Source organism: Syntrophaceae bacterium, from assembly GCA_013177795.1.
Lineage (GTDB): Bacteria > Desulfobacterota > Syntrophia > Syntrophales > UBA2192 > UBA2192.
This window is the reverse complement of the sequence record JABLXY010000003.1, coordinates 57,163-82,970: the sequence shown is the minus strand read 5'-3', so window position 1 is coordinate 82,970 and position 25,808 is coordinate 57,163. Positions and strand designations below refer to the sequence as shown.

Genomic DNA, 25,808 nt, shown 5'->3' with positions numbered 1-25,808 from the left:
GATCTCCCCGCCGGCTGCCCGCGCGCATCGCCGCTGCCTCTCACAGGGCGACCGCCGGGAAGGCCGCGAGGATCTCCCGCAGAAACTCCCCCGGGAGCACCCCTGTCAGGAGCGTCACGAGGGCCGCCGCGCCGATCCATGCCGTCAGAAGCGGCCTCCCCTGGCGGATTTCCAGGCAGCCCGCGTCTTCGCGCATGTACAGAACCGCCACGACCCTCAGGTAGTAGAACAGGGACACGACGGTCATCGCGACGGCCACGAGGACCACGGGGAGATGCCCGGCCTCGATGCCGGCCTTGAACAGGGTGAACTTGGCGAAGAACCCGCCCGTGGGCGGCAGCCCCGCGAGCGAGACCATGAACGCCGCCAGGGCGAAGGCGAAGAAAGGTCTGCGCGAGGCGAGGCCCGACAGGTCCTCGATCTGCAGGCGCCCGCCCTCGCGGCGCTCGAGGGAAACGGCGACGGCAAAGGCCCCCAGGTTCATGAAGAGGTACACCAGGAGGTAGAAGGTCAGGGCCGTCCCGCCCTGCGCCGGCAGGGCCGCCAGGCCGATGAGCATGTACCCCGCCTGGGCGATGCCGGAGTAGGCGAGCATCCGCACGAACCCGCTCTGCCTAAGCGCGGCGAGGTTTCCGACGATCATGCTGGCGGCTGACATCGCGAGGACGGCCTGCGTCCAGAACGCCGGGCCGGGACCCGGCAGGGTGAGCCCCAGGCGAAGCAGCACGGCGAAGGCGGCCACCTTGGGCGCCACGGAGATGTAGGCGGCCACCGGTACAGGGGCCCCCTCGTAGGCGTCGGGGGCCCACATGTGGAAGGGCACGGCGGCGATCTTGAACCCGATGCCCGCGGTCACGAGGGCCAGGCCCGCGAAGGCCAGCGAAGGCTGCGCGAGCGGACGCGACAAGGCCGCGAAGCCCGTGGTCCCCGTCGCGCCGTAATAAAGCGCCAAGCCCATCAGGAAGAGGGCCGACGCGAAGCTCCCGAGGAGGAAGTACTTCACCGCCGCCTCCATCCCGTTCCGGGCCGCCCGGTCGGAGCCGACCAGGACGTAGAGAGGAAGCGCCAGGATTTCGAGCCCCAGGAAAAGCACGAGCAGGTCGCGGCTCGCGGCCATGACGTGCATGCCGACCAGGGCGAACAGGGCAAGCCCGTACACCTCGCCGCCCTCCTGCTCCCCGGCGTTGCCGTCGCGGGAAAGGACGATGGCCGCAAGGGCCGCCAGGTCCGTGAGGGCGAGAAAGATCAGGGTCGCGTCGTCCTTCACGATCAATCCGCCGAAGCCCCGGATGCGGGCCCCCAGGAAAAGCAGCGGGATCGACGCCAGGGAGGCGGCAACGGCTCCGGCCGCGCAGGCGGCGGCCCTCCGTCGGCCGGTCTCGCCGGAAAAGAGGAGAATCCCCGCCGCCGCGGCAAGCAGGAGGATCTCCGGCAGCAGGCTCATGGGGTTAACGTCGGGAATGCTGAAGGCCATGGGTCCCTCCCTCCGCAAGGATGTTCGCCTCCGCCGCAGGCATCGCCTCGCGGGCGGTGCCCGGCGCCGAGACGGCGATGATCTGCCGCGCCGCCGGCTCGAGACGGTCCGTCAGGCCCGCCGGGAAAAGGCCGATGAAGAACATCGCCAGCACGATGGGCGTCATGATGAGCTTCTCCCGCAGCGAGAAGTCCCCGAAGCCGGTCTTCTCCGGAGAGCGGTCCTTCTCGAAGAGCACCCGCTGGGTCATCCAGAGCAGGTAGAGGGCGCCGAGAACGACCGAGACGGCGGCCAGGGCCCCGAGCCACCAGGCGTACCGGAAGCTCCCCAGCAGGAGCAGGAACTCGCCCACGAACCCGTTGAGGCCGGGCAGCCCCGCGGAGGACAGCATGGTGATGACGAAGAAAGTCGCCAGCACGGGCGTGCGGCCCGCCAGCCCCCCGAGCCGGTCGAGGTCGCGTGTCTTCTTGCGCTCGTAGAGGGCCCCCACGAGGATGAAGAGCGCCCCCGTGCTGAGGCCGTGGTTGAGCATCTGGACGATGCCCCCCTTGAGGCCCGCGATGTTGAGGCAGAAGACGCCCACGACGATGAGCCCCATGTGGCTCACGCTGGAGTAGGCGACGAGCTTTTTCAGGTCCTTCTGGGCGAAGGCCGTGAGCGCCCCGTAGACGACCCCGATGAGGCCCAGGGTCATGACGGCGGGCGTGAAGGTTGCCGTCGCCTCCGGGAAGAGGGGGAAGCAGAAGCGGAGGATGCCGTAGACGCCCATCTTCAGAAGAACCCCCGCCAGCAGGACGCTACCCGCCGTCGGGGCCTCCACGTGGGCGTCGGGAAGCCACGTGTGCAGGGGGAAGAGGGGCACCTTGACGGCGAAGGCGACGAAGAAGAAGGCGAAGAGCCAGAACTCGTGCGGCGCGGGCACGCGGAGGGCCGTCCAGCGGGTGATGTCGAAGCTCGGGGCGCCTCCCTGCGACTGGGCGAGGAAGGCCATGACGATGAAGCCCACGAGCAGAAAGAGGCTCCCCGCCACGGTGTAGAGGATGAACTTGAGGGCCGCGTAGCGCCGGTTTTCGCTTCCCCAGATGCCGATGATGAGGAACATGGGGATGAGCATGGCCTCCCAGAAGACGTAGAAGAGGATCGCGTCCAGGGCCGTGAACACCCCCAGCATCCCCGCCTCGAGGACGAGGAAGGAGACGAAATAGGCCTTTACCTTCTGACCGACGCTCTCCCACGACACGAGGACGGCCGCCAGCGACAAGAAGCCCGTCAGCGGCAGCAGGAAGAGCGAAAGCCCGTCGATCCCGAGATGCCATGCAATCCCCAGCGATGAGACCCAGGGGTAGAACTCGACGAACTGAAATCCCGGCTCCCCTTCCCGGAAGAGGAACAGGGGGGCCAGGGTTGCCAGGAAGGTCAGAAGAGAGGCGCCGAGCGCAACGGCGCGGGCCCGCCGCTCATCCAGCGCGAGCACCAGGGCGCTCCCCGCAAGGGGAAGTGCGATCAGGGCGGACAGCAGGGGGACGTCATGCATCGTCATCTCAGAGACCTCCGGCGAAAAAGACGGTGAGGACGAGCAGGGCAAAGGCCCCGGCCATCAGCGATACGGCGTAATGCCGAAGCTCCCCCGTCTGCAGCCCGGCCGCAAGGCGGCCCAGGGCCATCGAGAGGGAGCCCAGGCCGTTGACGGCACCGTCGATGAGGCGCGGGTCGATGACGGCTGCGCAGAGGCGGGCGCAGGCCTTCAGGGGCCGGACGAAGAGCCGGTCGTTGAGGAGGTCGATGCCGAAGCCGCTCGCCAGGACGGCCGGGTCCGCAGGCCGGCGCGCCCTCGTGAAGAGCCGGATCGCGCCGGCCAGTGCCGCGAGGACGGCCAGGGTCTGCAGGACCGTGAGGGCCACCTCGAGGGTGTGCGACGCGGCCGTTGCGGGCGCCGCGCCGGGCATGCCCAGGAACCGGGAGAAGAACGTGTCCGCCGTGAAGAGCGGAAGCCCCGGGATCCCCGCGAGCAGCGCGAAGACGGCCAGTACGGCCAGGGGGGCCGTGATGACAGGCCCCGGCCGGTGGGGACGGCCCCCGGAGCGCCGCGCGCCGAGAAAGGCCGAGAGGAGCTTTGCCGAGTAGAGGGCCGTCACAAGGGCGCCGCCGAAGGCGGCCAGCCAGAAAAAGAGCCCGTAGCGTTCGAAGCCGCCCCAGAGGATGGCGTCCTTGCTCACGAACCCCGACAGGGGGAAGATCCCCGCCAGGGCCATGACCCCCACGATGAACGTGACGGAGACGGCCGGCAGGTCCTTCAGGAGGCCCCCCATCCGCGAGAGGTCCTGCTCGCCGTCGAGGGCGTGGATCACGGCCCCGGCTGCGAGAAAGAGCAGTCCCTTGAAGATGCCGTGGGTCAGGAGGTGGAACATGCCCGCGGCCCAGAGACCGCATCCGAGGGCCACGAACATGTAGCCGATCTGGCTCACCGTCGAGTAGGCGAGCACCCGCTTGATGTCGCGCTGGCCCAGGGCGGAGAGCGACGCGTAGAGTGCCGTGACGAGCCCCACGGCGGCGATGACGGGCAGCACGGCGGGGGCCCTCTCGAGCAATGGCGCCATTCGGCACATGAGGTAGACGCCGGCGTTGACCATGGTGGCCGCGTGGATCAGGGCCGAGACCGGCGTGGGGCCCTCCATGGCGTCGGGCAGCCAGACGTGGAGAGGGAACTGGGCCGATTTGCCCATGGCCCCCATGAAGAGCAGCAGGGCGACGGCGGCGACGGTGCCTTCGGAGACGGCGGGGCCCGTCGCCAGGAGGCGGGCGAGGTCCCCGTAGTTGACCGTCCCGAAGGTCACGGCGGCCAGCAGGGTCCCCAGGAGAAACCCGTAGTCGCCGATGCGGTTGACGACGAAGGCCTTGCGGCCGGCGTCGCAGGCCGAGGTCTTCTCGTGCCAGAACCCGATGAGGAGGTACGAGCACAGCCCCACGCCCTCCCAGCCGACGAAGGTGACCACCAGGTTGTCGGCCAGCACGAGGACGAGCATGAAGAAGACGAAGAGGTTGAGGCAGACGAAGAAGCGGCGGTACCCGGTATCGCCCTTCATGTAACCGGCCGAGTAAAGGTGGATGAGAAACCCCACGAAGAGGATGACCATGACCATGACCATGGCGAGGCGGTCGAGCACGAAGCCCGTCTCGATGCGGAGCGCCCCGTCGGAGAGCCACCTCCACAGCGTGACCGAGAACGCCCGGTCGGCCGGGCCGGCAAGCATCTCCGCCAGCAGGGCGAGGGCCGCCGCCAGCGCGAGGCCTACGGAGCCGATGGCGACGGCGGCAATGCCTTTTTCGCTCCACCGGGCGCCGAGAAGGCCGTTGGCCAGGGCCCCCAGGGCAGGCAGGGCGGGCAGGATCCAGATCGATTCGGACAGCATGGCGCTTACCCTTTCAGGATGTTGATCCGGCTCATGTCGAGGGTCCCGAGGAGCCGGCAGAGGGCCACGAGAATGGCAAGCCCCACGGCGGCCTCCGCGGCGGCCACCGTCATGATCATGAAGACGAAGACCTGCCCCTCCGTCCCGTGGAGGTAGCGGGAAAACCCCGCGAGGATCAGGTTCACGGCGTTGAGCATGAGCTCGACGCACAGAAGCAGCACGAGGGCGTTGGAGCGGACGAAGAACCCCGCCGCCCCGATGGCGAAGAGGACGATCCCCAGTCCGACGACGTGTTCCAGGCTCATGAGGGCCTCCTTTTTTTCGTCCGGCTGACGAAAACGGCCCCGACGGCCGCGGCCAGGAGCAGCACGGAGGTCAACTCGAAGACGAGCAGATGCCGGCCGAAGAGGTCGATGGCGATCTCGGAAATGCCGGGCGCGGGACGAGGACCGCCCACGGGGGCCGCCTGCGAAAAACCCTTCCATGCCCCCCAGGCTGCCGCCGCCGTGAGTCCGATGCCGGCCGCGCCCGCCGCCGCGGCACGGGCCGAGGGCCTCCCGCGGGCAGCGGTCCCCTTGAGATCGAGGAGCATGACGACGAACAGGAAGAGCACGAGGACGGCCCCGATATAGACGATGACCTGGAAGAGGGCCAGCACGGGCGCCCCCATGAGGGCGTAGAGACCCGCCGTGGCCAGCATGGCCGCAAGCAGCGCCATGACGCTGCCAACGGGGCTTCGCAGGGCGACGACCCCCAGGGCGGAGGCGACGGAAGCGGCGGCCAGAACCCAGAAGAGGACTGTCTCGATCATGATCGTCCCTCCCCGGCCCGGCCCGGGCCGGCCAGCAGGCGCCCCTTGTCCCAGACAAGGGACTCGCGGCCGGCGGCGGCCAGTTCGTAGTCGGCGCTCATGATGATGGCCTCCACCGGGCAGGCCTCGACGCAGAGCCCGCAGAAGGAGCATCGGTTGAGATCGAGGCGGTAGCGGGCAAGCGCCCGGATGCCCTCGGGGCCCGTTTCGGCCGTGACGGCGATGCAGAGGCTCGGGCAGATCTTCTCGCAGAGGCCGCAGGCCACGCAGCGGGGCGTGCCGTCCTCGCGGGCGACGAGTGCCGGCCGCCCCCGGAAGCGACCCGGAACGGGCCGCTTCTCGTCGGGGTACTGCACCGTGACGGGCTTTCGGAAAAACGTCTGCAGGGTCAGGGCCAACCCCTTCAGCAGGGCCTTGCTCATGTCATTTCCTCACGAAAGGAGTACCGTCAGCGCCGCCGTCGCCATCAGGTTCACGAAGGCAAGCGGCAGCAGCACCTTCCAGGAAAATCCCATCAGCTGATCGTAGCGGATGCGGGGGAAGGTGGCCCGCACCCAGATGAACGCCGCAAAGACGAAGAAGACCTTGACGAGCAGCCACAGGGGCGCCGGCAGAAGCGGGCCGTTCCAGCCGCCCAGGAAGAAGAGGCTCACCAGGCACGAGGCCAGCAGGATGTGGGCGTACTCGGCCATGTAGAAGAGCCCGAACTTCATGGAGGAATACTCCGTCTGGTAGCCGGCGACCAGTTCGTTTTCGCACTCCAGCAGGTCGAAGGGCGTGCGGTTGGTCTCCGCGGAGATGCAGATCAGAAAAAGGGCAAACCCCAGGGGCTGCTTCACGGCGAACCAGAGCCCCTCCTGGGCCTTCACGATCTCGACGAGGCTCATGGAGCCGGCGAGGATCAGCACGCCCACGACGGACAGCGCCAGCGGGATTTCGTAGCTGATCATCTGGGCGGCGGCCCGCAGCCCGCCCAGCAGCGAGTACGTGTTGTTGGAAGACCAGCCGGCCATCAGGATGCCGTAGACGCCCAGGGAAGAGAGGGCCAGGAGGTACAGGACGGCCACGGGCAGATCCGCCACGACGACCGTCGGCGAAGCCGGCACGACGGCGAAGCAGGCCAGCACCGACACGAGCGCGATGGCCGGCGCCAGGAGAAACCAGAAGCGGTTCGCATGGGAGACGGTCATGTCCTCCTTGAAGAGGAGCTTGATCCCGTCGGCGATCGGCTGCAGCAGGCCCCCGGGGCCGACGCGGTTGGGGCCCAGCCGGACCTGGAAGAAGCCCAAAAAGCGTCTCTCCATCAGGGTCATATAGGCGACAAGGCCCATGACGGCCGAAAAGATGAGGACGATCCGCACTACGCCCCACAGGAAATCCGCTGTCGTCATGTCCCGATCCTCGCAATGGCCGCCGGCACGGCGCTTGTGCCCGGCCGGGTGAGGGAAAGACCTGCGGCGCTGCCCGCCGCGTGGCGCAGGAGAAGCCGGCTGCACGGCACGGCCGCGTCCCGCTCCGCCTCGGCCCGGGCGCAGCCGAAGGGAGTCCTGACCTCCACGATCTCACGCTCCGCAAGCCCCAGGCGCTCGAAGTCCCCGGCGCTCATCACGACCCGGAGGCCCCGGCGCAGCTGCGCCAGATCGGGGCTCTGCCTCGACAGGATCCCGTCGCCGAAGAGCGAGGGCACCGCCTCGAGGATGAAGGGCATCCCCTGCCCGGCATCCTGCGGCACGGCATCAACGGACAGGATCGCCGTCTTCTGCGCCGCCGGGGCAGCCGGCACGCGGGGCACGGCCTCGCTGCCGAGGGCCGCGGCGAGGGCCCGGAGGATCTCCCCGTCCGGCCGGGACCGCCCGAAGGGGGGCAGCACGGGACGGAGGGTGCGCTTCTCCCCCAGGAGCGACAGAACGGTCCCCCGCTTCTCGTGGAGGAGGGCCGCGGGCAGGACCACGTGCGCAAGGCCGGTCACGGTCGTTTCGAAGGGGCCCTGGCAGACGATGCAGTCGAGCTTTTCCATGGCCTGCCGCACCCGCGACGGCTCAGGCAGGCTCTCGAGGGGATCTTCGCCCAGGAGGTAGAGTGCCCGGATGCGGCCGGCCTCAATGGCCTCGACAAGAGACAGCCCGTCGACGGCCACTTCACCGGAGGTAAAGCCCGCTTCGAACACGGCGCCGGCGCTGTTGGCCTGCCCTCCCAAGGGCAAGACGGCCCGAACCCGGTCCTGCAGGAAGGCCGCCAGGCGCGCCTTGTGCCGGTTGTCCCCGCAGGGCTCCGGTGCGACGAGCACCACGATGTCCCGCTTTTCCTCGAGCAGGCCGATGAGGCGGGCCAGGGTGCAGGAGTCGATGCCGAACCGCGCCAGGTCAGCCGGGGGATTTATCCTCTCCGGGCCGAGGGCCTCGAGAAGCTCCGCGCAGAATTCCTCCACCAGCCCGGGGCCGACGGTGAGGGCAAGTGTCGCCCGCCGTGTCAGGGCGTCGGGCCAGGACGAGACGACGGCGAGCTGCCTGTCGCCCTTTTTCATCCAGCTGTTGACGAGGGGCTTGAGCACGGGGTGCATCTCGGCGGCCCCTCCTCCCAGGACGATGAGGACATTCGCTTCGTCGAGATCCCGGAGGGTCCCCACTGCGACCCGCGTGCCCCGGGCGCCTTCGAGGATCTCGAGGATCCGGCGGTACCCGCCCGCCTGGATCGAGCCGATCGGGCCGCCGCCCAGGGTGTCCCGCCAGAAGGCGCCCCAGGCAGCCGCCTCCTCCGTCGTGAGATGGTCCGCCGTGAGCAGGGCGATCGACGCCGCGCCGTGGGCGCGCCGGATGTCGTCGAGGGCCTTCGCCGCATGGCCGACGGCCTCGTCCCAGCCGGCCTCGCACAACGCCCCGTCCCTGCGGAGCTTCGGGGCGCCGAGACGGCCGGGGCTCTCGAAGGCACGCCAGCCGAACTGCCCCCTCGCGCAGAGAAGGCCTTTTTCGCCTCCCGACGCGGCGGCCGGTGTCACGCGCCGCAGCCGTCCCTCTTCCAGGTGGAAGTCGGCCCGGCAGACGAGGCCGCAGTGGCTGCAGACGGTGGTTTCCTGCCGAAGTTTCCAGACGCGGGTCCGGTCCTTGAAGAGCTTGTCGTTGAGCGCGCCCACGGGACAGGTGGAGACGCAGAGCCCGCAGAAGTCGCAATCGAGGGGCCGGCCCCCGTCGGTTCCCACAACCGTCCGGTGGCCCCGGTGGAGAAACTCCAGCTCGTCCCGGCCCTGCAGCTCGCCGCAGATCCGCACGCAGCGGCCGCACAGGACGCAGCGGGTCATGTCGCGCTCGATGAGCGGCGAGCGGCGGTCCACGTAGCGCGCGAAACGCTCTGTCCCGAAAGGGGACTCGGTGATGTTGTAGCGGATCACCAGGTCCTGCAGGGTACACTCGCCGGCCTTGTCGCACACGGGGCAGTCCAAGGGGTGGTTCACGAGGATGAGCTGCAGCTGGGTCCGCACGGCGTCGAGTACGGCGGGGGTCTCCGTGAGGATCTCCATGCGGTCCCGCGCGGGGGTGAAGCACGACGGGATCAGGCTGCCGGGCTTCTTCCGGTCCTCGACGACGCAGAGGCGGCAGGCCCCGAAGGGGGTGATCCGCTTGTCGTGGCAGAGCGTCGGAACGAAGACGCCCGCCTTCTCGGCGGCCTGCAGGATGGTGCTCCCCCGCGGGACGGTGACCTCGATGTTGTTGACTTTCAGGGTGATCATGGGGTTCCTCTAGTGGATCGCCTTGAACCTGCAGGCCCGGATGCAGGACTTGCAGCGGATGCACCGGTCACGGTGCAGGACGGCCGGCTCCTTCTTCTGCCAGGAAATGGCATTGACGGGGCAGACCTTCACGCACAGTCCGCAGCGCTTGCAGGCCTCCGCGTCGATCTCGAAGCGGATGAGGTCCGTGCAGACCAGCGCCGGGCAGCGCTTCTCGCGGATGTGGGCCTCGTACTCGTCGCGGAAGTACCGCAGGGTGCTCAGGACGGGGTTGGGGGCCGCCTGCCCGAGGCCGCAGTGGGAGGTGGCGGCGATGTGGTTGGCCTGCCTCTCCAGGAGCGCCAGGTCCGAGGGCTCCCCCTGCCCGACGATGATCTTCTCCAGCGTGCCCAGCATGACCTTGAGGCCCACGCGGCAGGGAACGCACTTGCCGCAGGACTCGTCGACGCTGAACTGCGTGAAGAAGCGGGCCACGTCCACCATGCAGTTCGTGTCGTCCATGACGACGACGCCGCCCGAGCCCATCATGGCGCCGGCGTCCTGCAGCGAATCGAAGGTCACCGGCAGGTGCAGGTGCTGTTCCGTGAGGCACCCCCCAGAGGGCCCGCCGAGTTGGACGGCCTTGAAGCGGGCGTTGCCCCGGATGCCCCCGCCGATCTCGAAGATGATCGTCCGCAAATCCGTCCCCATGGGCACCTCCACGAGACCCACGTTCTTCACGGCCCCCGTCAGCGAAAAGACCTTCGTGCCCGTGCTGTCCTCGGTGCCGATGGAGCGGAACCACGCGCCCCCGTTGAGGATGATCCGGGGGATGTTGGCGAAGGTCTCCACGTTGTTGAGGCACGTGGGCCGGCCCCAGAGACCCGACTCGGTGGAACGAGGGGGCTTGATGCGCGGCATGCCGCGCCTTCCCTCGATGGAGTACATGAGCGCCGTCGATTCGCCGCAGACGAAGGCCCCCGCCCCGGGGTAGATGTCGATGTCGAAATCGAACCCCGTGCCCAGGACGTTGCGGCCCAGGAACCCCTTCTCGCGGGCCCGGTCGATGGCCGTCCGCAGCATCCGCAGCGCCAGGGGATACTCGGCCCGGACGTAGATGTAGCCCTGGCGGGCGCCGATGGCGTAACCGCAGACGATCATCCCCTCCAGGACGGCGTGGGGATCCGACTCCATGACGCTGCGGTCCATGAAGGCGCCGGGGTCTCCCTCGTCGCCGTTGCAGATGACGTACTTCGGGAAGGCGGCGTACTTGCGCGCCTCTTCCCACTTGGTGCCCGTGGGGAACCCCGCGCCGCCCCGGCCGCGCAGGCCCGAGAGCTTCACCTCGCCGATGACCTCCTCGGGCGTCATGGCCGTCAGGGCCTTGTACAGGGCGAGATAGCCGTCGTGGGCGATGTACTCCTCGATCGACTCGGCGTCGATGTGGCCCCGGTTGCGCAGCACGATGAGCTTCTGCTTCGCAAAGAAGTCCAGGTGCTCGATCCCCGGGATCTCCTTCTCGGTGCGGGGCTCGCTCAGCAACGGCGAGGTGGGGTGCTGCAGCGAGGCGAAGAAGCCCTTCAGCGTTTCCGTGAAGTGCTCCTCCGAGAGGACCTGGAAGACCTTGCCGCCCGGCAGGAACATGATGGAGGGGCCCTGGTAGCACGAGATCAGGCACTCGGTCTCCACGAGGCCGATCCGGTCGCGATAGCCCAGTTCGTCGAGGGCCCTTTCCAGCAGAGAGCGCACGTCGATGGGCCTGCGGAACTTGCAGCTCCGGCTCGCGCAGTAGGCGATCTTGCTGACCGACGAGATCATTCGATCTCCACCCGTTTCTGCGGTTTCTCGAGACCCTGCCCGATGGCGTACTCCGCCTTCGGGCGGCCGCCTAGGACGTGGCTGTAGAAGATCTCCCGGGTCTTCGCGGCGTCGAGCTTGCCGTATTTGACGGGCGCCTGCCCGGGAAGATGCACGGTGATCATGGGCTCCATGCTGCAGAGTCCCGCGCAGCCCGTGACGCGCAGCTTCACGCGGCCGATCCCGAGGCGCTCGATCTCCCCCTGCAGGGCGGAAAAGACATTGCGCCCGCCGGCGGCAATGCCGCAGGTGCCCATGTGGACGTCGACGGTCGCCACGCCCTCCTCGAGCTCTTTCTTCCGCTCGTCGATGTAGCTTTCCTTGATTTCAGTCAATTCCTTGATGGTCATGTGCGCGCACCCCGTTTCCCCAAAAGCCCGGTTTCAGGTCTTTTCGATGATCTCCTCCACGTGTTCCGGGTCGATGAGGCCGAAGGTCTCCTCGCCGATGACGACGACGGGCGCCAGGCCGCAGGCCCCCAGGCAGCGGACCTCCTCGATGGAGTACTCGCCGTCGGCGGAGACCTCCCCCTCCTCGACCCCGATCTTCTGCTTGAGCCGGTCCATGATCTCGCCGGAGCGCTTCACGTAGCAGGCGGTCCCGCTGCAGACCTTGACGACCTTTCGCCCCCGCGGGACGGTGCTGAAGTAGGAGTAGAAGGTCACCACGCCGGAAACCTTGCTCGGGGGGATCCCCATCCCCTCGGCGATGTATCGCTGGAGAGTCACGGGCAAGTACAGGGTGATGTCCTGCACCTTCTCGAGCACCACGAGCAGGGAGCCGGGCACCCTGCGGTGCGACTCGATCAGGGCGTCCACTTTCGCCATCTGCTCCTCAGAAAACTGTTTCACGAGCTCCTGTCTCATCGTTTCCCTTCTCCCTTGACCGAATGCCTTTCGCCCTTTGCCTTTTTTACCGGTCCACCTCGGCCAGCACGATGTCCACGGCCCCGATGACGGCCACCACGTCGGCCAGGAGCCTGCCGCGGATCATCTTCACGAGGCCCTGGAGGTTCACGAAGGACGGGGGGCGGACCTTGAGCCGCAGGGGCCGCGGGCCGCCGTCGCTGACGATGTAGAACCCCAGCTCGCCCCGCGGCGACTCGACGGCGTGATAGACTTCGCCCGCCGGGGGCTTCATGCCCTCCATGACGAGACCGAAATGCCGGATGAGGCCGGCGATGCTGTGCTTCAGCTCGTCCTTCGCGGGGAAGACGGCCGGCGAGCCCGACGCCGTCCAGGGCCCCTCGGGGAGCCCGTCGACGGCCTGCCGGGCGATGCGGGCGCTTTCGCGCATCTCCCGGATGCGGACGAGGTACCGGTCGTAGACGTCCCCTGCCGTTCCGGTGGGTATTTCAAAATGAAATTCGTCGTAGCCGCTGTACGGCTGCGCCCTCCGCAGGTCCAGGGGCACCCCGGCGCTGCGCAGCATGGGACCCGAAATGCCCAGGCGGATGCACTGCCCCGCGTCGAGAACGCCGACCCCCTTCGTCCGGCGCTTCCAGATGGGGTTGTCCGTCAGCAGCGTCTCGTACTCGTCCACCCGTTTCTGGAAGGTGTCCGTGAAGGCCCGCACGGACCCGACAAAGCGGCCGTCGATGTCGGCCGCCAGGCCCCCGACCCGCAGAAAGCTGGGCGTCAGCCGGGAGCCCGAGAGCGTCTCGAAGATGTCCATGAGCGCCTCCCGCTCGCGCAGGGCATAGAACAGCGGCGTCATGGCCCCGAGGTCGTGGGCGTGGGTGCCGAGCCAGAACAGGTGGCTCGCGATCCGCTGCAGCTCGGCCAGGGCGACGCGGACGTAGCGGGCCCGCCGGGGGACCTCGATGTCCATGAGCTTTTCCACCGCCAGGACATAGGCCAGGTTGTTGCTCAGGGCCGCCAGGTAGTCGAGGCGGTCGGTGAGTACGATGACCTGGTGGTACGTGCGGCTCTCGGCGAGCTTCTCGATACCCCGGTGCAGAAAGCCGATGTCGGGGCGGGCGTCGACGACGGTCTCGCCGTCGAGCTCGAGGATGACGCGCAGAACCCCGTGGGTGCTCGGATGCTGAGGGCCCAGGTTCAGGCTCAGGGTCTCGGCGCTCATGTCCTGTCCGTCCCCTCCAGGGGGAAGTCCTTCCGCAGCGGGTGCCCCTCGAAATCGTCGGGCAGCAGGATGCGCCTGAGGTCGGGGTGATTGCGGAAACGGATCCCGAAGAGGTCGAAGCACTCCCGCTCGTGCCAGTCAGCCGTCTCCCAGACCCCCGTGACGGAGTCGATGACCGGGTCTTCCTCTTCGAGTGCAACCTTGACCCGGAGACGGTGCCCGTGCCGCACCGAATACAGGTGGTAGACCACCTCGAAGCGCGGCGCGGCAGGATGGCGGTCTACGCCGCACAGGTCGGCGAGGAAATCGAAGGCAAGGGCTTCGTCATCGCGTAGGCATTCACAGAGCGCGACAAGAATGTTGCGATCCACCGTCAGGGTCGTCTCGCCGCGAAACGTTGCCGGCTCGCCGAGGGCCGTGCCGAAGCGCGCCCGGAGGGCGTCAAGGTTCATCGTGCGCCTCCCGCCGCCTCGCGGGCGATTTTTTCCTGGAGCCGGATGAGGCCGTCGAGCAGCGCCTCCGGCTTGACGGGACAGCCCGGGATGTAGATATCGACGGGCAGGAACGTATCGGCACCCTGCACGACGGCATAGGTCGGAAAGAGCCCGCCCGAGCAGGCGCAGGCGCCCATGGCCACGACCCACTTCGGCTCGGCCATCTGGTCGTAGAGACGTTTGACCGCGGGGGCCATCTTGCGGGTCACCGTACCGGCGACGATCATCACGTCAGCCTGACGCGGCGAGGGGCGGAAGACCTCCATGCCGAAGCGGGCCATGTCGTACCGGGCGGCGGCCGTGGAGATCATCTCGATGGCGCAGCAGGCCAGCCCGAAGGTCAGGGGCCAAAGAGAGTTTTTCCGGGCCCAGCCGACAACGCGGTCGAGGTTGGCCGTGAGGATGGTGGTTGCGCCGAATCGCTCTACTCCCACTGCAGGTCTCCTTTGTGCCAGACGTAGACGAGGGCCGCCAGCAGGACGGCGATGAAGACGAACATCTCGACGAGCCCGAAGAAGCCGAGATCCCGGACCACGACGGCCCAGAGGTACAGAAAGACGATTTCCACGTCGAAGACGACGAAGAGCAGGGCTATCTTGTAGAACCGGACGGGAAACTGTGTGCCCGCCCTCCCGGCGGGGGGCATGCCGCATTCGTAGGGCACGTCCTTTTCGGGGGTCAGGGGGCGGCGCCCGACCCAATGGGAGAGCAGAAGGATCAGGGCTGCCGACCCGACGACCAGCAGCAGATAGATGGAGATGGAGGTGGAGGCCGTCATCCCGTTGCGTGTTGCCCCTTTCAATAGAGGATGAGCGATGGATGGCAACGGCCGTGCCACGGGAAAGCCACCCTGTGGCAAGCGGCGGGTCCAGGACGGCCAGCGGCGGCTCAAGAAATTGATTTCAATGGGAAATATTTAATTTTCCGGCTGGAACTGACCGCGGGTCACATGGGCTGCGGGGTCCCGATGGGGGGGTGTGGCGGGGCGGGGGTATTTCAAAACGAAATGGGGTGTTCGCTCAGCGCACGCTCTCAGGGCGTCGAGTTGAAGTCTTTCTCGGATTCCTTGAGCTTTCGCCAGAGCGTCGTGTAGCCGATGCCGAGCTTCTTCGCCACAAGCTTCTGGTTGTAGTTGTACTTCTGCATGGCCTTGAGCAGGTGGCGGCGCTCCATCTCCTTCAGGGGGATGATCTCATCGTCCCTGTCCTTCTCCGTGAGCCGGAGGTAGTGCTCGAAGGCCAGCGGGAAGTCCTCAGGCTTGAGCATCTTGTGGCCCGACAGCAGAGCGGCCCTCTCCAGGCTGTTCCGCAGCTCCCGGACATTTCCGGGCCAGGGGTAGGCCATGAGGACCGCCATGGCCTGCGCGGAGACACCCTCGATCCCGGTGCCGAGCCTGCCGTTGATGTCCTGGAGAAAGTAGTCCACGAGGGGCTGGATGTCTTCCTTGCGCTCCCGCAGCGGCGGGACGATGATGTCGATGACGCTCAGCCGGTAGTACAGGTCCTCCCGAAAGGTGCCTTCGCCGATCATCTTCTTGAGATCCCGGTTGGTGGCGGCCACGATGCGCACGTCGACGGAGCGCGATGCCGTATCGCCCACCCGCCGGATCTCCTTTTCCTGAATGACGCGCAGCAGCTTCGACTGGAACTGCGGCGAGGTGTCGCCGATCTCGTCCATGAAGAGTGTCCCGCCGTCGGCCACCTCGATGAGACCCTTGCGGGTCTGCGTCGCCCCCGTAAAAGCCCCCCGCACGGAGCCGAAGAGTTCGCTCTCGAGGATCTCGCCGGGGATGGCGGCGCAGTTGATGGCGACGAATTGCCGGTTGCGCCGATGGGTGCTGCGGTTGTGGAGGATCCGGGCGATGAGCTCCTTGCCCGTGCCGCTCTCGCCACGGATGAGAATGCTGCTGTCGACGTCGGTGACCCGGAGGGCCGTCTTGAGAACCTGCTCCATGCTGCGCGAGACCCCCACCACCTCGTCGACGAGGTAGCAGTAGGGCTCGTTGACCCGTCGCAGGGATTGCATCCCGCCCTCGCGCCGGTGCAGGGCCTCGCGGACGATCTCGAGGAACTTCCTGTTGTTTACGGGCTTCATGACATAGTTGAGGGCGCCCATCTTGATCGTCTTGACGACGCAGTCGATGGAGCCGAAGGCCGTGACGATGATCACGTCCAGGTGGGGGTGGTGCTCCTTGATCCAGTGCAGCAGGCCGACGCAGAAGCAGTCCGGTGCGCACAGATCTGAAACGACCAGATCCGGGATGCGTCGCTCCACGAGCTGCATGGCCTCGATCTCGGTGGTCGCTTCATCAATCTCGTACCCTTCATCGCGAAGCAAGGCGGCCAGCGCGGTCCGTGCCGGCTCGTCGTTATCGACAATCAGGATTCGTTTCAAGCGGACAGGTCGCCTCCGATCACGCCGGCGGTTTCAGCCGCCGTGTCTCCCCTATACCAAGATCGCGTGCCGCCGACAAGGCCCTCGATCAAACGGAAGGGCGGCGGCGAAGGGCCGCCTTGAGCGAGGCCGCGTAGTCTCCCACGGCAGCCGCCATTCCCGGGTCGCCCGCCCTCTCGCCGATGAGCCGCACGAAGGCGCTCCCGACGACGGCGCCGTCGGCCATGCCGCCCACCCGGCGGGCCTGCTCGGGCGTGGAGACGCCGAAGCCCACGACGACGGGGAGCTTCGTCAGTGAACGGATCGCCTCGACGTTTGCGCGCGTCTCCTCCAACTCGGGGTCGCGGGTGCCCGTGACGCCGGTGACCGAGATGTAGTAGACGAACCCCGTGGCCGCCCTGAGGATCTTTTTCACCCGGTCCGTGCCCGTCGTGGGCGCCACGAGGGAGATGAAGTCGATGCCGGCCGGGTCGGTGTGGCGGCGGAGCTCTCCCGCTTCCTCCGCCGGGAGGTCCACGACGAGCACCCCGTCCACCCCCGCGGCGGAGGCTCGCCTCGCAAAGCTCTCGTTCCCCATGGAGAAGATGGGGTTGTAGTAGCTGAAGAGCACGATCGGGATCCCGACAGCACCCCGAAGATCGCCGACGAGGTCCAGGATGCGGGTGAGGGTTGCGCCCTTTTTCAGGGCCGCCTGGGATGCAGCCTGGATCACGGGCCCGTCGGCCGTGGGGTCCGAGAAGGGCACCCCCACCTCCAGGATGTCCACGCCGGCATTCTCCAGGGCCGGGATCAGGCGCCGCGTCGTATCCAGGTCGGGGTAGCCCGCCGTGATGTAGGCAACGAGGGCCTTCTCGCCTTTTCTCTTCAGCTCTGCGAAGGTCTTTTCAATGCGTTTCATGGACCGTTCCTCCCGCTGACTCCGCGATGATCCCCGCGTCCTTGTCGCCCCGCCCCGAAAGGTTGACAACGATGATCCGGTCTTTCCCCATCGCCGGGGCCAGCCTCATGGCGTAGGCGACGGCGTGGGCGCTCTCCATGGCGGGGATGATCCCCTCGGCGGTGCAGAGCATGCGGAAGGCCTCCAGGGCCTCGCGGTCCTCGACGGAGACGTAGTCCGCCCTTCCCGTCTGCCTGAACCAGCCGTGCTCGGGCCCCACGCCGGGGTAATCGAGCCCTGCCGCCACCGAGTGGGCCTCGCGGATCTGGCCGTTTTCGTCCTGCAGGAGGTAGGACTTGCTGCCGTGCAGGACGCCGACGCTGCCCGCCGAGATGGAGGCCGAGTGCTTTCCCGTGGCGATCCCGAGCCCCGCCGCCTCGACGCCGACCAGGCGCACGGCTCGGTCGTTGCGGAAGGGGAAGAAGATCCCCATGGCGTTGCTGCCGCCGCCCACGCAGGCCACGATGCAGTCGGGCAGGCGGCCTTCCAGCCGGAGGATCTGGCGCCTCGTCTCGCAGCCGATGACGCTCTGGAAGTCCCGGACCATCATCGGGTAGGGGTGCGGGCCCGCGACGGAGCCGATGATGTAGAACGTGTCGCGCACGTGCGTCACCCAGTGGCGCATGGCCTCGTTCATGGCGTCCTTCAGGGTGGCCGAGCCGGCCGTGACGGGGACCACCTCGGCGCCCAGGATCCGCATCCGCAGCACGTTGGGCGCCTGCCGGCGGATGTCCTCCTCGCCCATGAAGACGCGGCACTCCATCCCGAAGAGCGCGGCCACGGTGGCCGTCGCCACCCCGTGCTGGCCGGCCCCCGTCTCGGCGATGACGCGGCGCTTCCCCATCCGCCGGGCCAGCAGGGCCTGGCCGAGGGTGTTGTTGATCTTGTGGGAGCCCGTGTGGTTCAGGTCCTCGCGCTTCAGGTAGATCTTCGCCCCGCCGAGCCTCTCCGTGAGGTTGCGGGCAAGGTACAGCGGCGTCTCCCTGCCCGAGTACTGCCGGAGATAGTCCCGGAACTCCGCCTGGAAGGCCCTGTCCCTGCGGCTTGCCCTGTAGGCGGCCTCCAGCTCAGCGAGCGCGGGCATGATCGTCTCGGCAACGTACCTCCCACCGAATATCCCGAAATGCCCCTTCCTGTCGGGCAGCGTTGGCATCCTCACGTCTCTGTCTCCTCTTTTTGCTGACGGACACTGTTCATAAATCCCCCTTCAGTCCATGTCGCAGGGAGATTCTCCTGAAAACGGGTTCCCGGTCACCCGCGAAACTCGGGGCACCATGGGTTCTGACCGCGGCGGCGAGGGCGCGGAGCTTGTCATGATCCTTTTTCCCCGGTGACGCCTCCACCCCGCTCGACAGGTCGACGGCCAGGGGCTGAACCGCCTCCAGGGCCGCCCCGACGTTGTCCGCGTTCAGCCCCCCCGCCAGGATGAGGGGGTGACGGCGGGCGAAGCTGCGCGCGAGGTCCCAGTCGCAGGTCTTCCCCGTCCCGCCGAAGCGGACCGGGTCGCGGGCATCGACGAGAAAGGCCCGCACCGGGTAATCGTCCGTTGCGACGAAGTCCGCCTCGCTCCGGAAGGAGACGGCCTTGATCAGCCTCTCGCGGGGAAGGCGGCGGCAGTATTCCGGCGTTTCGCTCCCGTGGAGCTGGATGAAGTCGAGCCCGCACAGATCCGCGACCCGCAGCACCTCATCGGCGGGCAGGTTCACGAAGACCCCCACCGTGCAGACCATCGGGGGCAGCGCATCGATGATCCCCCTGGCCTGGCCGGGAGTCACGCAGCGGGGGCTTGCGGGGTGAAACACGAATCCCAATGCGTCCGCCCCGGCTTCGGCTGCCGCCTGTGCATCCCCCATATTGGTAATGCCGCAGATCTTGATCTGAACCATTTCGGTCTATTCCGTCTTTCCGATCTGTCGCCCGTCGCCTGCGGCCCGATGCCTATTCATGGCCCAGCAGTTCCCTCAGCTTTCTGCCGATGTCCGCCTCCCGCATGAGGCTCTCGCCGACGAGAAAGGCATGAATGCCCGCTTCCATGAGACGCTCGATGTCCCTGCGGCCCTCGATCCCGCTCTCGCTCACCGCGGTGACGCCCTCCGGGATTCGGCGGGCAAGTCGGCTGCTGACCTCGAGGTCCGTCCGGAAGGTCTGCAGGTCGCGGTTGTTGATCCCCACGATCCGCGCACCCGCCGAGAGGGCCTTTTCCAGATCGGCCTCGTCGTGCACTTCCACGAGGGCCGCAAGGCCAAGCTCGGAGGCGAGGCCGATGAAGTCCAGCAATTCACCCGCTTCCAGGACCCTCGCAATGAGAAGCAGGGCATCGCCGCCCAGGACACGGGTCTCGGCGATCTGGTAGGAATCGATGACGAAGTCCTTCCGAAGAAGAGGCAGATTGACGGCCTTTCGGATCTGCGGCACGTACGCGGCACTGCCCTCGAAGAATTTCCTCTCCGTCAGGATGGAGACGGCCGAAGCCCCGCTTTCCTCGTAGGTGCGGGCGATCGCGACGGGGTCGAAGTCGTCGCGGATCCGGCCCTTCGACGGCGAGCTGCGCTTGACCTCGGCGATCACCGCACAGCCGCTTCCCCGGAGCGCCGCCGCGAAGTCGCGCGTCGGCGCCCTGTCAGCCAGCATCCGCCGCAGCTCCGAATGGGGAAGGATATGTTTCTGGCGGGCAACCTCGTCGCGCTTGTTGCCGATGATTTGCTGGAGAATCATGTGTCGCAAAATCCCCCCTGTCCCCTTTTTCAAAGGGGAAGGCCTCAGGGGTCTTCCCCGCACCCCGTCTTTCAGCTCCGGCTCATTTCGATGAGCGCCTGCAGCTTTTTGATTGCGGCGCCGCTGTCGATGCACTCCTCGGCGACCTTGACCCCCTCGGCGATCGACTGCGCCTTCCCGCCGGCCACGATGGCCAGCGCCGCGTTCAGGACGACGATCCGGCGGCGGGCGCCCTCCTCGCCCGAAAGGACGGCCTTGGTGATCTCGGCATTCGTCGAGGCATCGCCGCCGGCGAGCGACTCCCCCCCGTCGGTCGCCCCGAAGTAGTCGACGGGGTCGATGTTGTAGGTCCTGACGATCCCGTCCTTGAGCTCCGAGACGCGCGTCCTGCCCGTGACGGTGGCCTCGTCGAGACCGTCCGATCCGTGCACGACGAAGGCGTGCTTCGTCCCGAGGTTCTTCAGCACCCCCGCGAACATCTCCGTGAGCTTCGGGTCGTAGACGCCGACGAGCTGCGCCGTCGCCGAGGCGGGGTTGGTCAGCGGCCCCAGCATGTTGAAGATCGTCCGCAGGCCGATCTCGCGCCGCGGCCCGATGGCGTACTTCATGGCCCCGTGGAGCCTCGGCGCGAAGAGGAACCCGATCCCCGCCTGCTGGATGCATTCCTCGACGATCTCGGGGGGGGCATCGATGTTGACCCCGATCGCCTCGAGAACGTCGGCGCTGCCGCAGCCGCTCGAGACGGCGCGGTTGCCGTGCTTGGCCACCGTGAGCCCCGCGGCCGCCACCACGAAGGCCGCCGTGGTGGAGATGTTGAAGGTGTTGCGGCCGTCGCCCCCGGTGCCGCAGGTATCGACGATGACGGGCGAGCGGGCGTCGATGCGCGTGGCCTTGAGGCGCATCACCCGTGCGGCGCCGGTGACCTCGGCGACGGTCTCCCCCTTCATGCGCAGGGCGGTGATGAAGGCCCCGATCTGGGCGGGTGTCGCCTTCCCCTCCATGATCTCCGTCATGACCTCCGTCATTTCCGATTCCTCGAGGTCGATTCCCTGGACGACCTTCGCCAGTGCTTCGCGGATCATGATGCTACGCTCCTTTCCCGTTCCCGGTGACGATCTCCAGGAAGTTCTTCAGAATGCGCTTCCCGTTCGGGGTGAGGACCGACTCGGGGTGGAACTGGACCCCCTCGAGGGGGAAATGCCTGTGCCGCAGCCCCATGACCTCGCCCTCCTCGGTCTCGGCGCTCACCTCGAGAAAGGCGGGAAGCGAGTCCCGGCGGACGAGCAGCGAATGATACCGGCCCGCCGTGAGCGGGTTGGGCAGCCCCCTGAAGATCGTCCGGCCGTCGTTGTAAACGGGCGAGGTCTTGCCGTGCATCAGCCGCTCCGCGCGGACGACCTCGGCGCCGAAGGCGTAGCCGATGGCCTGGTGCCCCAGGCAGATGCCCAGGATGGGGATCCGCTCGTGGAACCGGCGGATCGTCTCGACGGTGACCCCCGCCTCCCTCGGGGTGCAGGGGCCCGGCGAAAGGATGATCGCCTCGGGGGCCATCGCCTCGATGTCCTCGAGGGTGATCTCGTCGTTGCGGTGCACGGCCACCTCGCAGCCCAGCTGGCCCAGGTATTGGACGAGGTTGTAGGTGAACGAATCGTAGTTGTCGATCATGAGTATCATCTCTTTTCTCCTTCGCCGTCAAGCTCAAACCCCCTCGCCGCCAGCCTCACCGCCTTCATCATGCCGGCCGCCTTGTTCAGGGTCTCCTCGTATTCCTTCCCGGGGTCGGAGTCGGCCACGATGCCCGCGCCCACCTGGATCGAAAGCGTCCCGCCCCGCAGCAGCATCGTCCGGATCGTGATGCAGAAGTCCATGTTGCCCGTGAAGCTCACGTACCCCACGGCGCCCCCGTAGGGCCCGCGGCCCTCCGGTTCTAGCTCGTCGATGATCTCCATGGCCCGGACCTTGGGGGCCCCGGTGAGCGTCCCCGCCGGGAAGGCGGCCCGCATCACGTCGAAGCAGTCCTTCCCTTCGGCCAGCCGGGCCCGCACGTTGGAGACGAGGTGCATGACGTGGGAGTAGCGCTCGACGACCATGTACTGGTTGACCTGGACGCTGCCGATGGCGGCGATGCGCCCCAGGTCGTTTCGACCCAGATCGACGAGCATGACGTGCTCGGCCCTTTCCTTCGGGTCCTCGAGAAGCTCGTCGGCCAGCGCCCGGTCCTCCTGCTCCGTGCGGCCGCGCCGCCTCGTGCCCGCGATGGGCCTCAGCTCCGCGAAGCCGTCCTCGACGCGGACCATGACCTCCGGCGAGGAGCCGATGAGGTAAACATCCTCCATCTTGAGGAAGAAGAGATACGGCGACGGGTTGACGAAGCGAAGCGCCCGGTAGAGATCGACGGGGTCAATCGAGTTTTCGGCCGAGAACCGCTGCGAGAGGACCGCCTGGATGATGTCGCCCGCAACGATGTATTCCTTGGCCCGGCGGACCATGTCCCGGAAGGCCTCGGGCGTCATGTTGGACTCGAACACCACGTCTGAATGGCAAGCCCTGCTTCTCAGGAGCAGCGGCTTGACGGGCTCCTGCAGCCGCTCGATCATGCCGTCGATCTTCGCCGTCGCCTCGGCGTAGGCCCCCTCGAGGCATCCCGGCCCGTCGTCACACCGGGCCGAGGCGACCACCTTGATTGTGTGGCGGACGTTGTCGAAGACGATGAGCGTGTCCGTGACCATGAAGACGGCATCGTCCAGGCCGCTGTCCGCGCGGGGATTCTTCGCCAGGCGCTTTTCGAAGTAGCGGACCATGTCGTAGGACAGAAACCCCACGGCACCGCCGCTGAAGCGGGGCAGGCCGCCCACGGTGACGGGCCGGTAGCGGGCGAGAAGCTCCTTGAGCACCGCGAGGGGATCGCCCCCGTGGGGGATCTGCATGAGATGGCCGTTGCTGCGGACCTCCACCTCGCCGGGCTTCACGCGGACCACCGCCAGGGGGTCGGCGCCCAGGAAGGTGTAGCGGCCCCACTTCTCGCCGCCCTCGACGCTCTCGAGCAGGAAGGCGTAGGGCCGCTTGCGGATCTTGAGAAGGGCCGTAACCGGGGTTTCCTCGTCGGCGAGAATCTCCCGGTAGACGGGGATGAGGTTTCCCCGCTTCGACAGTTCCTTGAATTCCTCAAACGACGGCTTGAACATTTTTTCTTCCTTCCGTGCTTCCCCCTTTCCAAAGGGGGAAAGAGGGGATTTATCTCTGAAATGAAAAAGGCCGTGCTCCCGGCACGGCCTCCTGATTCCTGCAATACGCTAAAAACAAAAAAGCCGTGGAGCACCTCAGGGGTCCCCCACGGCCTGGATTTCTCTTCTTCACGTCATACCGGCAGCAGGCAAACCCCTCCTATGAAGTTGCGCCACCACCAGCTGGTTTTCGAAAGGATCGTCTTTGACATCATGATTTCTCCAACCGCCTGCCTGTATAGCAGACCTCGCCCCGCCTGTCAATACGGTTTATCGGGTCCGCATCAGCGCCGCCACGGCGGGGGCATCCCCCTCGAGGGCGGCCTGCGCAATGCGGTCCAGCGCCTTGCGGTACAGGCCGATCATCCGCCCGGTGTGCGGATTTCCCCCGATGATCTCCGCATGCAGGTCCGGGCGCGAGAAGACCCGGTCGATCATCTCCATCTTCCCCCGAAACAGCGGCGTGGAGAAGCGCACCAATTCCTCCCGCGAAATCCCCGTGTCATGGACGGCAAGCCCCAGGGCGAGCGTGCTGAGGTGATTCAGAACCTGCACGACGGCCATGATCTCGTCATGCCGCTCGGGCGTTGTCTCGACCAACTTTGCGCCGTTTCTCCCGAAGACGTCCCGGGCCCAGGGAAGCCACCGGCCGCCCCGCGCCGGGCAGATCGCGATATTCTGCCCCTCCAGGGAAGGCACCGAGGGGCCGAACAGGGGGTGCAGGCCGATGACCTCCGAGACCGACGATTCGAGCATGGCCCGCACCGGTTGAGCCTTCAGGGACGTCAGATCCATGAGGAGCGATTCCCGCTTCATGTGCGGGCCCACCTGCCGGATGACCTCAATCGTCGCCCCGATGGGCACGCTCACGATGACGACGGGGCAGGACGCCGCCATCTCGTCCGGGCGCGGGCCCGTGCCCTTTCCCGAGACGATGACCGGGTGGCCTTCCTTCTCGAAGAATGCGGCGAACCAGCGGCCCATGCCGCCCGTGCCCCCGATGATGCCGATGGGGAAACGCTTCGGAGGGGAGATGGGGGTTCCGGTGTTCTTCATCGGTTTGCCTTTTGTCTGAGCAGGTGATCTGCAACGACCAGGCACACCATGGCCTCGCAGACGGGGATCACGCGCGGGATGACGCAGGCGTCGTGCCTGCCCCGCACGGAGATCGTTTTCGGGTTTCCGTGGATGTCGATCGTGTCCTGCTCCAGGGCGATCGAGGCAATCGGCTTGCAGGCCGCGCGGATCACGATCTCCTGCCCCGTCGTGATCCCGGCGAGGACCCCGCCTGCGCGGTTCGTCCCGAACCCGCCGGGCCCAAGGGGGTCGTTGCACTGCGATCCCCTCAGCCTGGCCGCCTGGAACCCCGCGCCGATCTCCACGCCCTTCACCGTCCCGATGCCCATGAGGGCCTTCGCGAGGTCTGCGTCCATCTTGTCGAAGACGGGCTCGCCGAGCCCGGCCGGGCAGCCGGTCACGCGCACCTCTACGATGCCGCCGAGGGTGTCGCCTGCGCGCCTGGCCTCCTCGAGCAGGGCCTCCATCCGTGCCGCCGCCTCCGGGTCGGGGCACCGCAGGCGGTTCGAGCCGGCCGCCGCTTCGGAACGCGTCTCGATCGCGATGCCGCCCAGTTCCACCGTGCAGCCCGACACGGCGATCCCCTCGCGCGCCAGGATCCTGCGGGCGACGGCCCCGGCCGCCACGCGCGCAGCGGTCTCGCGCCCCGAGGCGCGGCCGCCACCGCGGTGGTCCCGGATGCCGTATTTCTTCATGTAGGTGAAATCCCCGTGCCCGGGGCGGAAGACCTCCCGCAGCTCTTCATAGGCGCTGCTGTCGATGTCCAGGTTGCGGATCAAAAGGGCGATCGGCGTCCCCGTCGTTTTCCCCTCGAACACCCCCGAGAGGATCTCCACGCGGTCCTCCTCCCGCCTGGGGGTGGACGCGGCGTGTCCCCCCGGCCTGCGGCGGTCGAGCTCGTCCTGGATGTCCGCCTCCGCAAGATCGAGACCCGGCGGGCAGCCGTCGATGACGGCTCCGAGGCCGGGACCGTGGGACTCCCCGAACGTGGTGACCCTGAAGATTACGCCGAAGGTGTTACCGGACATGCGTCCGCCTCCCGTCTTTCTTTACCCGCCGCCGGGCCGGGCTCTCCGACAGCGCGCCGGCAATCTCCGCGGCAATGGCCTCGGGGTGCTTTCCCGCCGTGTCGACGGCCAGATCGGCCACGGCACGGTACACCGGCAGGCGCTCCGCCAGCACCCTCTCGACCTCTTCCAGCGTTCCCGCCCCGGTGAGGGACGGCCGCTGACCCGTGCCGCTTTCGTCGTTGCGGATCCTGCCGGCAAGGGTCCTCGCGTCGGCCCTGAGCCACACGAATTTCCCCCGCTCCCCGAGCGCCGTGACATTCTCGGGGTCCATGACCGCGCCGCCGCCCAGGGCGATGACGGCCCGGTCGAGGGAGGCAAGCTCGGCGATTGCCGCCTTCTCCGCCTCGCGAAAGGCAGGCCACCCCCCCGCCTCGACGATCTCGCGGACGGTCCTTCCCGTCTTCGCAAAGACCATCCGGTCCGAGTCGAAAAAGGGCCTCCCCAGGAGCCTCGCCAGTTCCCTTCCGACGGATGTCTTGCCGCTTCCGCGGTACCCGATCAGGACAATATTCATTTCAGCCTTCAACCTTGCAGGCCCCCTCACCTGCCCCCTCTCCCGC

General features: G+C 67.4%; 26 protein-coding genes. All 26 read right to left on the bottom strand.

The genetic code is table 11. From position 1 onward, the window contains the following. Positions 1-40: 40 nt before the first annotated feature. Positions 41-1,474: an NADH-quinone oxidoreductase subunit N gene (locus tag HPY67_10300; GenBank protein ID NPV05109.1), complete on the bottom strand. Its 1,434-nt coding sequence runs from the start codon at positions 1,472-1,474 to the stop codon at positions 41-43. After that, positions 1,449-3,014, bottom strand: coding sequence for an NADH-quinone oxidoreductase subunit M (locus tag HPY67_10295; protein ID NPV05108.1), 1,566 nt, complete (start codon positions 3,012-3,014; stop codon positions 1,449-1,451). The genes HPY67_10300 and HPY67_10295 overlap by 26 nt, the downstream gene beginning before the upstream one ends. A gap of 1 nt (position 3,015) precedes the next feature. Then, positions 3,016-4,884, bottom strand: a complete 1,869-nt coding sequence (gene nuoL / locus HPY67_10290) for an NADH-quinone oxidoreductase subunit L (protein ID NPV05107.1) — start codon at positions 4,882-4,884, stop codon at positions 3,016-3,018. Positions 4,885-4,889: 5 nt separating this feature from the next. Continuing rightward, positions 4,890-5,189, bottom strand: coding sequence for an NADH-quinone oxidoreductase subunit NuoK (gene nuoK / locus HPY67_10285; GenBank protein ID NPV05106.1), 300 nt, complete (start codon positions 5,187-5,189; stop codon positions 4,890-4,892). Next, positions 5,186-5,695: an NADH-quinone oxidoreductase subunit J gene (locus HPY67_10280; protein NPV05105.1), complete on the bottom strand. Its 510-nt coding sequence runs from the start codon at positions 5,693-5,695 to the stop codon at positions 5,186-5,188. Before HPY67_10280 ends, nuoK begins: the two co-directional genes overlap by 4 nt. After that, complete coding sequence (gene nuoI, locus HPY67_10275; GenBank protein NPV05104.1) at positions 5,692-6,117, bottom strand: NADH-quinone oxidoreductase subunit NuoI; 426 nt, start codon at positions 6,115-6,117, stop codon at positions 5,692-5,694. Before nuoI ends, HPY67_10280 begins: the two co-directional genes overlap by 4 nt. Before the next feature lie 9 nt (positions 6,118-6,126). Continuing rightward, positions 6,127-7,086 carry an NADH-quinone oxidoreductase subunit NuoH gene (nuoH, locus tag HPY67_10270; GenBank protein ID NPV05103.1) on the bottom strand — a complete coding sequence of 320 codons (960 nt, stop codon included), beginning with the start codon at positions 7,084-7,086 and terminating at the stop codon, positions 6,127-6,129. Continuing rightward, on the bottom strand, positions 7,083-9,419 hold the full coding sequence (locus HPY67_10265; protein ID NPV05102.1) for a molybdopterin-dependent oxidoreductase: 2,337 nt from the start codon (positions 9,417-9,419) through the stop codon (positions 7,083-7,085). Before HPY67_10265 ends, nuoH begins: the two co-directional genes overlap by 4 nt. A gap of 9 nt (positions 9,420-9,428) precedes the next feature. Beyond that, positions 9,429-11,042 carry a 4Fe-4S binding protein gene (locus HPY67_10260; GenBank protein ID NPV05101.1) on the bottom strand — a complete coding sequence of 538 codons (1,614 nt, stop codon included), beginning with the start codon at positions 11,040-11,042 and terminating at the stop codon, positions 9,429-9,431. A 170-nt stretch (positions 11,043-11,212) separates the two neighbouring features. Continuing rightward, a complete protein-coding gene (locus HPY67_10255) occupies positions 11,213-11,605 on the bottom strand; it encodes a (2Fe-2S) ferredoxin domain-containing protein (protein NPV05100.1) in 393 nt (130 codons plus the stop codon). A gap of 33 nt (positions 11,606-11,638) precedes the next feature. Then, the gene (locus HPY67_10250; protein NPV05099.1) at positions 11,639-12,121 is read right to left on the bottom strand and encodes an NAD(P)H-dependent oxidoreductase subunit E; all 483 of its coding nucleotides are present in this window, start codon (positions 12,119-12,121) and stop codon (positions 11,639-11,641) included. A gap of 46 nt (positions 12,122-12,167) precedes the next feature. After that, a complete protein-coding gene (gene nuoD, locus HPY67_10245; protein NPV05098.1) occupies positions 12,168-13,337 on the bottom strand; it encodes an NADH dehydrogenase (quinone) subunit D in 1,170 nt (389 codons plus the stop codon). Then, a complete protein-coding gene (locus HPY67_10240; GenBank protein NPV05097.1) occupies positions 13,334-13,789 on the bottom strand; it encodes an NADH-quinone oxidoreductase subunit C in 456 nt (151 codons plus the stop codon). The genes nuoD and HPY67_10240 overlap by 4 nt, the downstream gene beginning before the upstream one ends. Continuing rightward, entirely contained in the window at positions 13,786-14,265 is a 480-nt protein-coding gene (locus HPY67_10235; GenBank protein NPV05096.1) for an NADH-quinone oxidoreductase subunit B, read from the bottom strand. The genes HPY67_10240 and HPY67_10235 overlap by 4 nt, the downstream gene beginning before the upstream one ends. Beyond that, positions 14,256-14,609: an NADH-quinone oxidoreductase subunit A gene (locus HPY67_10230; GenBank protein NPV05095.1), complete on the bottom strand. Its 354-nt coding sequence runs from the start codon at positions 14,607-14,609 to the stop codon at positions 14,256-14,258. Before HPY67_10230 ends, HPY67_10235 begins: the two co-directional genes overlap by 10 nt. A gap of 254 nt (positions 14,610-14,863) precedes the next feature. Next, on the bottom strand, positions 14,864-16,225 hold the full coding sequence (locus HPY67_10225) for a sigma-54-dependent Fis family transcriptional regulator (protein ID NPV05094.1): 1,362 nt from the start codon (positions 16,223-16,225) through the stop codon (positions 14,864-14,866). 88 nt (positions 16,226-16,313) lie between these two features. Beyond that, positions 16,314-17,123, bottom strand: a complete 810-nt coding sequence (locus HPY67_10220) for a tryptophan synthase subunit alpha (protein NPV05093.1) — start codon at positions 17,121-17,123, stop codon at positions 16,314-16,316. Beyond that, positions 17,110-18,315 carry a tryptophan synthase subunit beta gene (gene trpB / locus HPY67_10215; protein ID NPV05092.1) on the bottom strand — a complete coding sequence of 402 codons (1,206 nt, stop codon included), beginning with the start codon at positions 18,313-18,315 and terminating at the stop codon, positions 17,110-17,112. Before trpB ends, HPY67_10220 begins: the two co-directional genes overlap by 14 nt. A 40-nt stretch (positions 18,316-18,355) precedes the next feature. Next, positions 18,356-19,048, bottom strand: coding sequence for a phosphoribosylanthranilate isomerase (locus HPY67_10210; protein ID NPV05091.1), 693 nt, complete (start codon positions 19,046-19,048; stop codon positions 18,356-18,358). A 52-nt stretch (positions 19,049-19,100) separates the two neighbouring features. Next, positions 19,101-19,877: an indole-3-glycerol phosphate synthase TrpC gene (gene trpC / locus HPY67_10205; GenBank protein NPV05090.1), complete on the bottom strand. Its 777-nt coding sequence runs from the start codon at positions 19,875-19,877 to the stop codon at positions 19,101-19,103. Between the two features lie 71 nt (positions 19,878-19,948). After that, complete coding sequence (gene trpD, locus HPY67_10200; GenBank protein NPV05089.1) at positions 19,949-20,959, bottom strand: anthranilate phosphoribosyltransferase; 1,011 nt, start codon at positions 20,957-20,959, stop codon at positions 19,949-19,951. Positions 20,960-20,963: 4 nt separating this feature from the next. Beyond that, positions 20,964-21,551 carry an aminodeoxychorismate/anthranilate synthase component II gene (locus HPY67_10195; GenBank protein ID NPV05088.1) on the bottom strand — a complete coding sequence of 196 codons (588 nt, stop codon included), beginning with the start codon at positions 21,549-21,551 and terminating at the stop codon, positions 20,964-20,966. Beyond that, positions 21,548-23,062, bottom strand: coding sequence for an anthranilate synthase component I (trpE, locus tag HPY67_10190; GenBank protein ID NPV05087.1), 1,515 nt, complete (start codon positions 23,060-23,062; stop codon positions 21,548-21,550). The genes HPY67_10195 and trpE overlap by 4 nt, the downstream gene beginning before the upstream one ends. 309 nt (positions 23,063-23,371) lie before the next feature. Further along, on the bottom strand, positions 23,372-24,157 hold the full coding sequence (locus tag HPY67_10185; protein ID NPV05086.1) for a prephenate dehydrogenase/arogenate dehydrogenase family protein: 786 nt from the start codon (positions 24,155-24,157) through the stop codon (positions 23,372-23,374). Next, positions 24,154-25,206, bottom strand: a complete 1,053-nt coding sequence (gene aroC / locus HPY67_10180) for a chorismate synthase (GenBank protein NPV05085.1) — start codon at positions 25,204-25,206, stop codon at positions 24,154-24,156. Before aroC ends, HPY67_10185 begins: the two co-directional genes overlap by 4 nt. Then, entirely contained in the window at positions 25,196-25,762 is a 567-nt protein-coding gene (locus HPY67_10175; GenBank protein ID NPV05084.1) for a shikimate kinase, read from the bottom strand. Before HPY67_10175 ends, aroC begins: the two co-directional genes overlap by 11 nt. Positions 25,763-25,808: the final 46 nt, after the last annotated feature.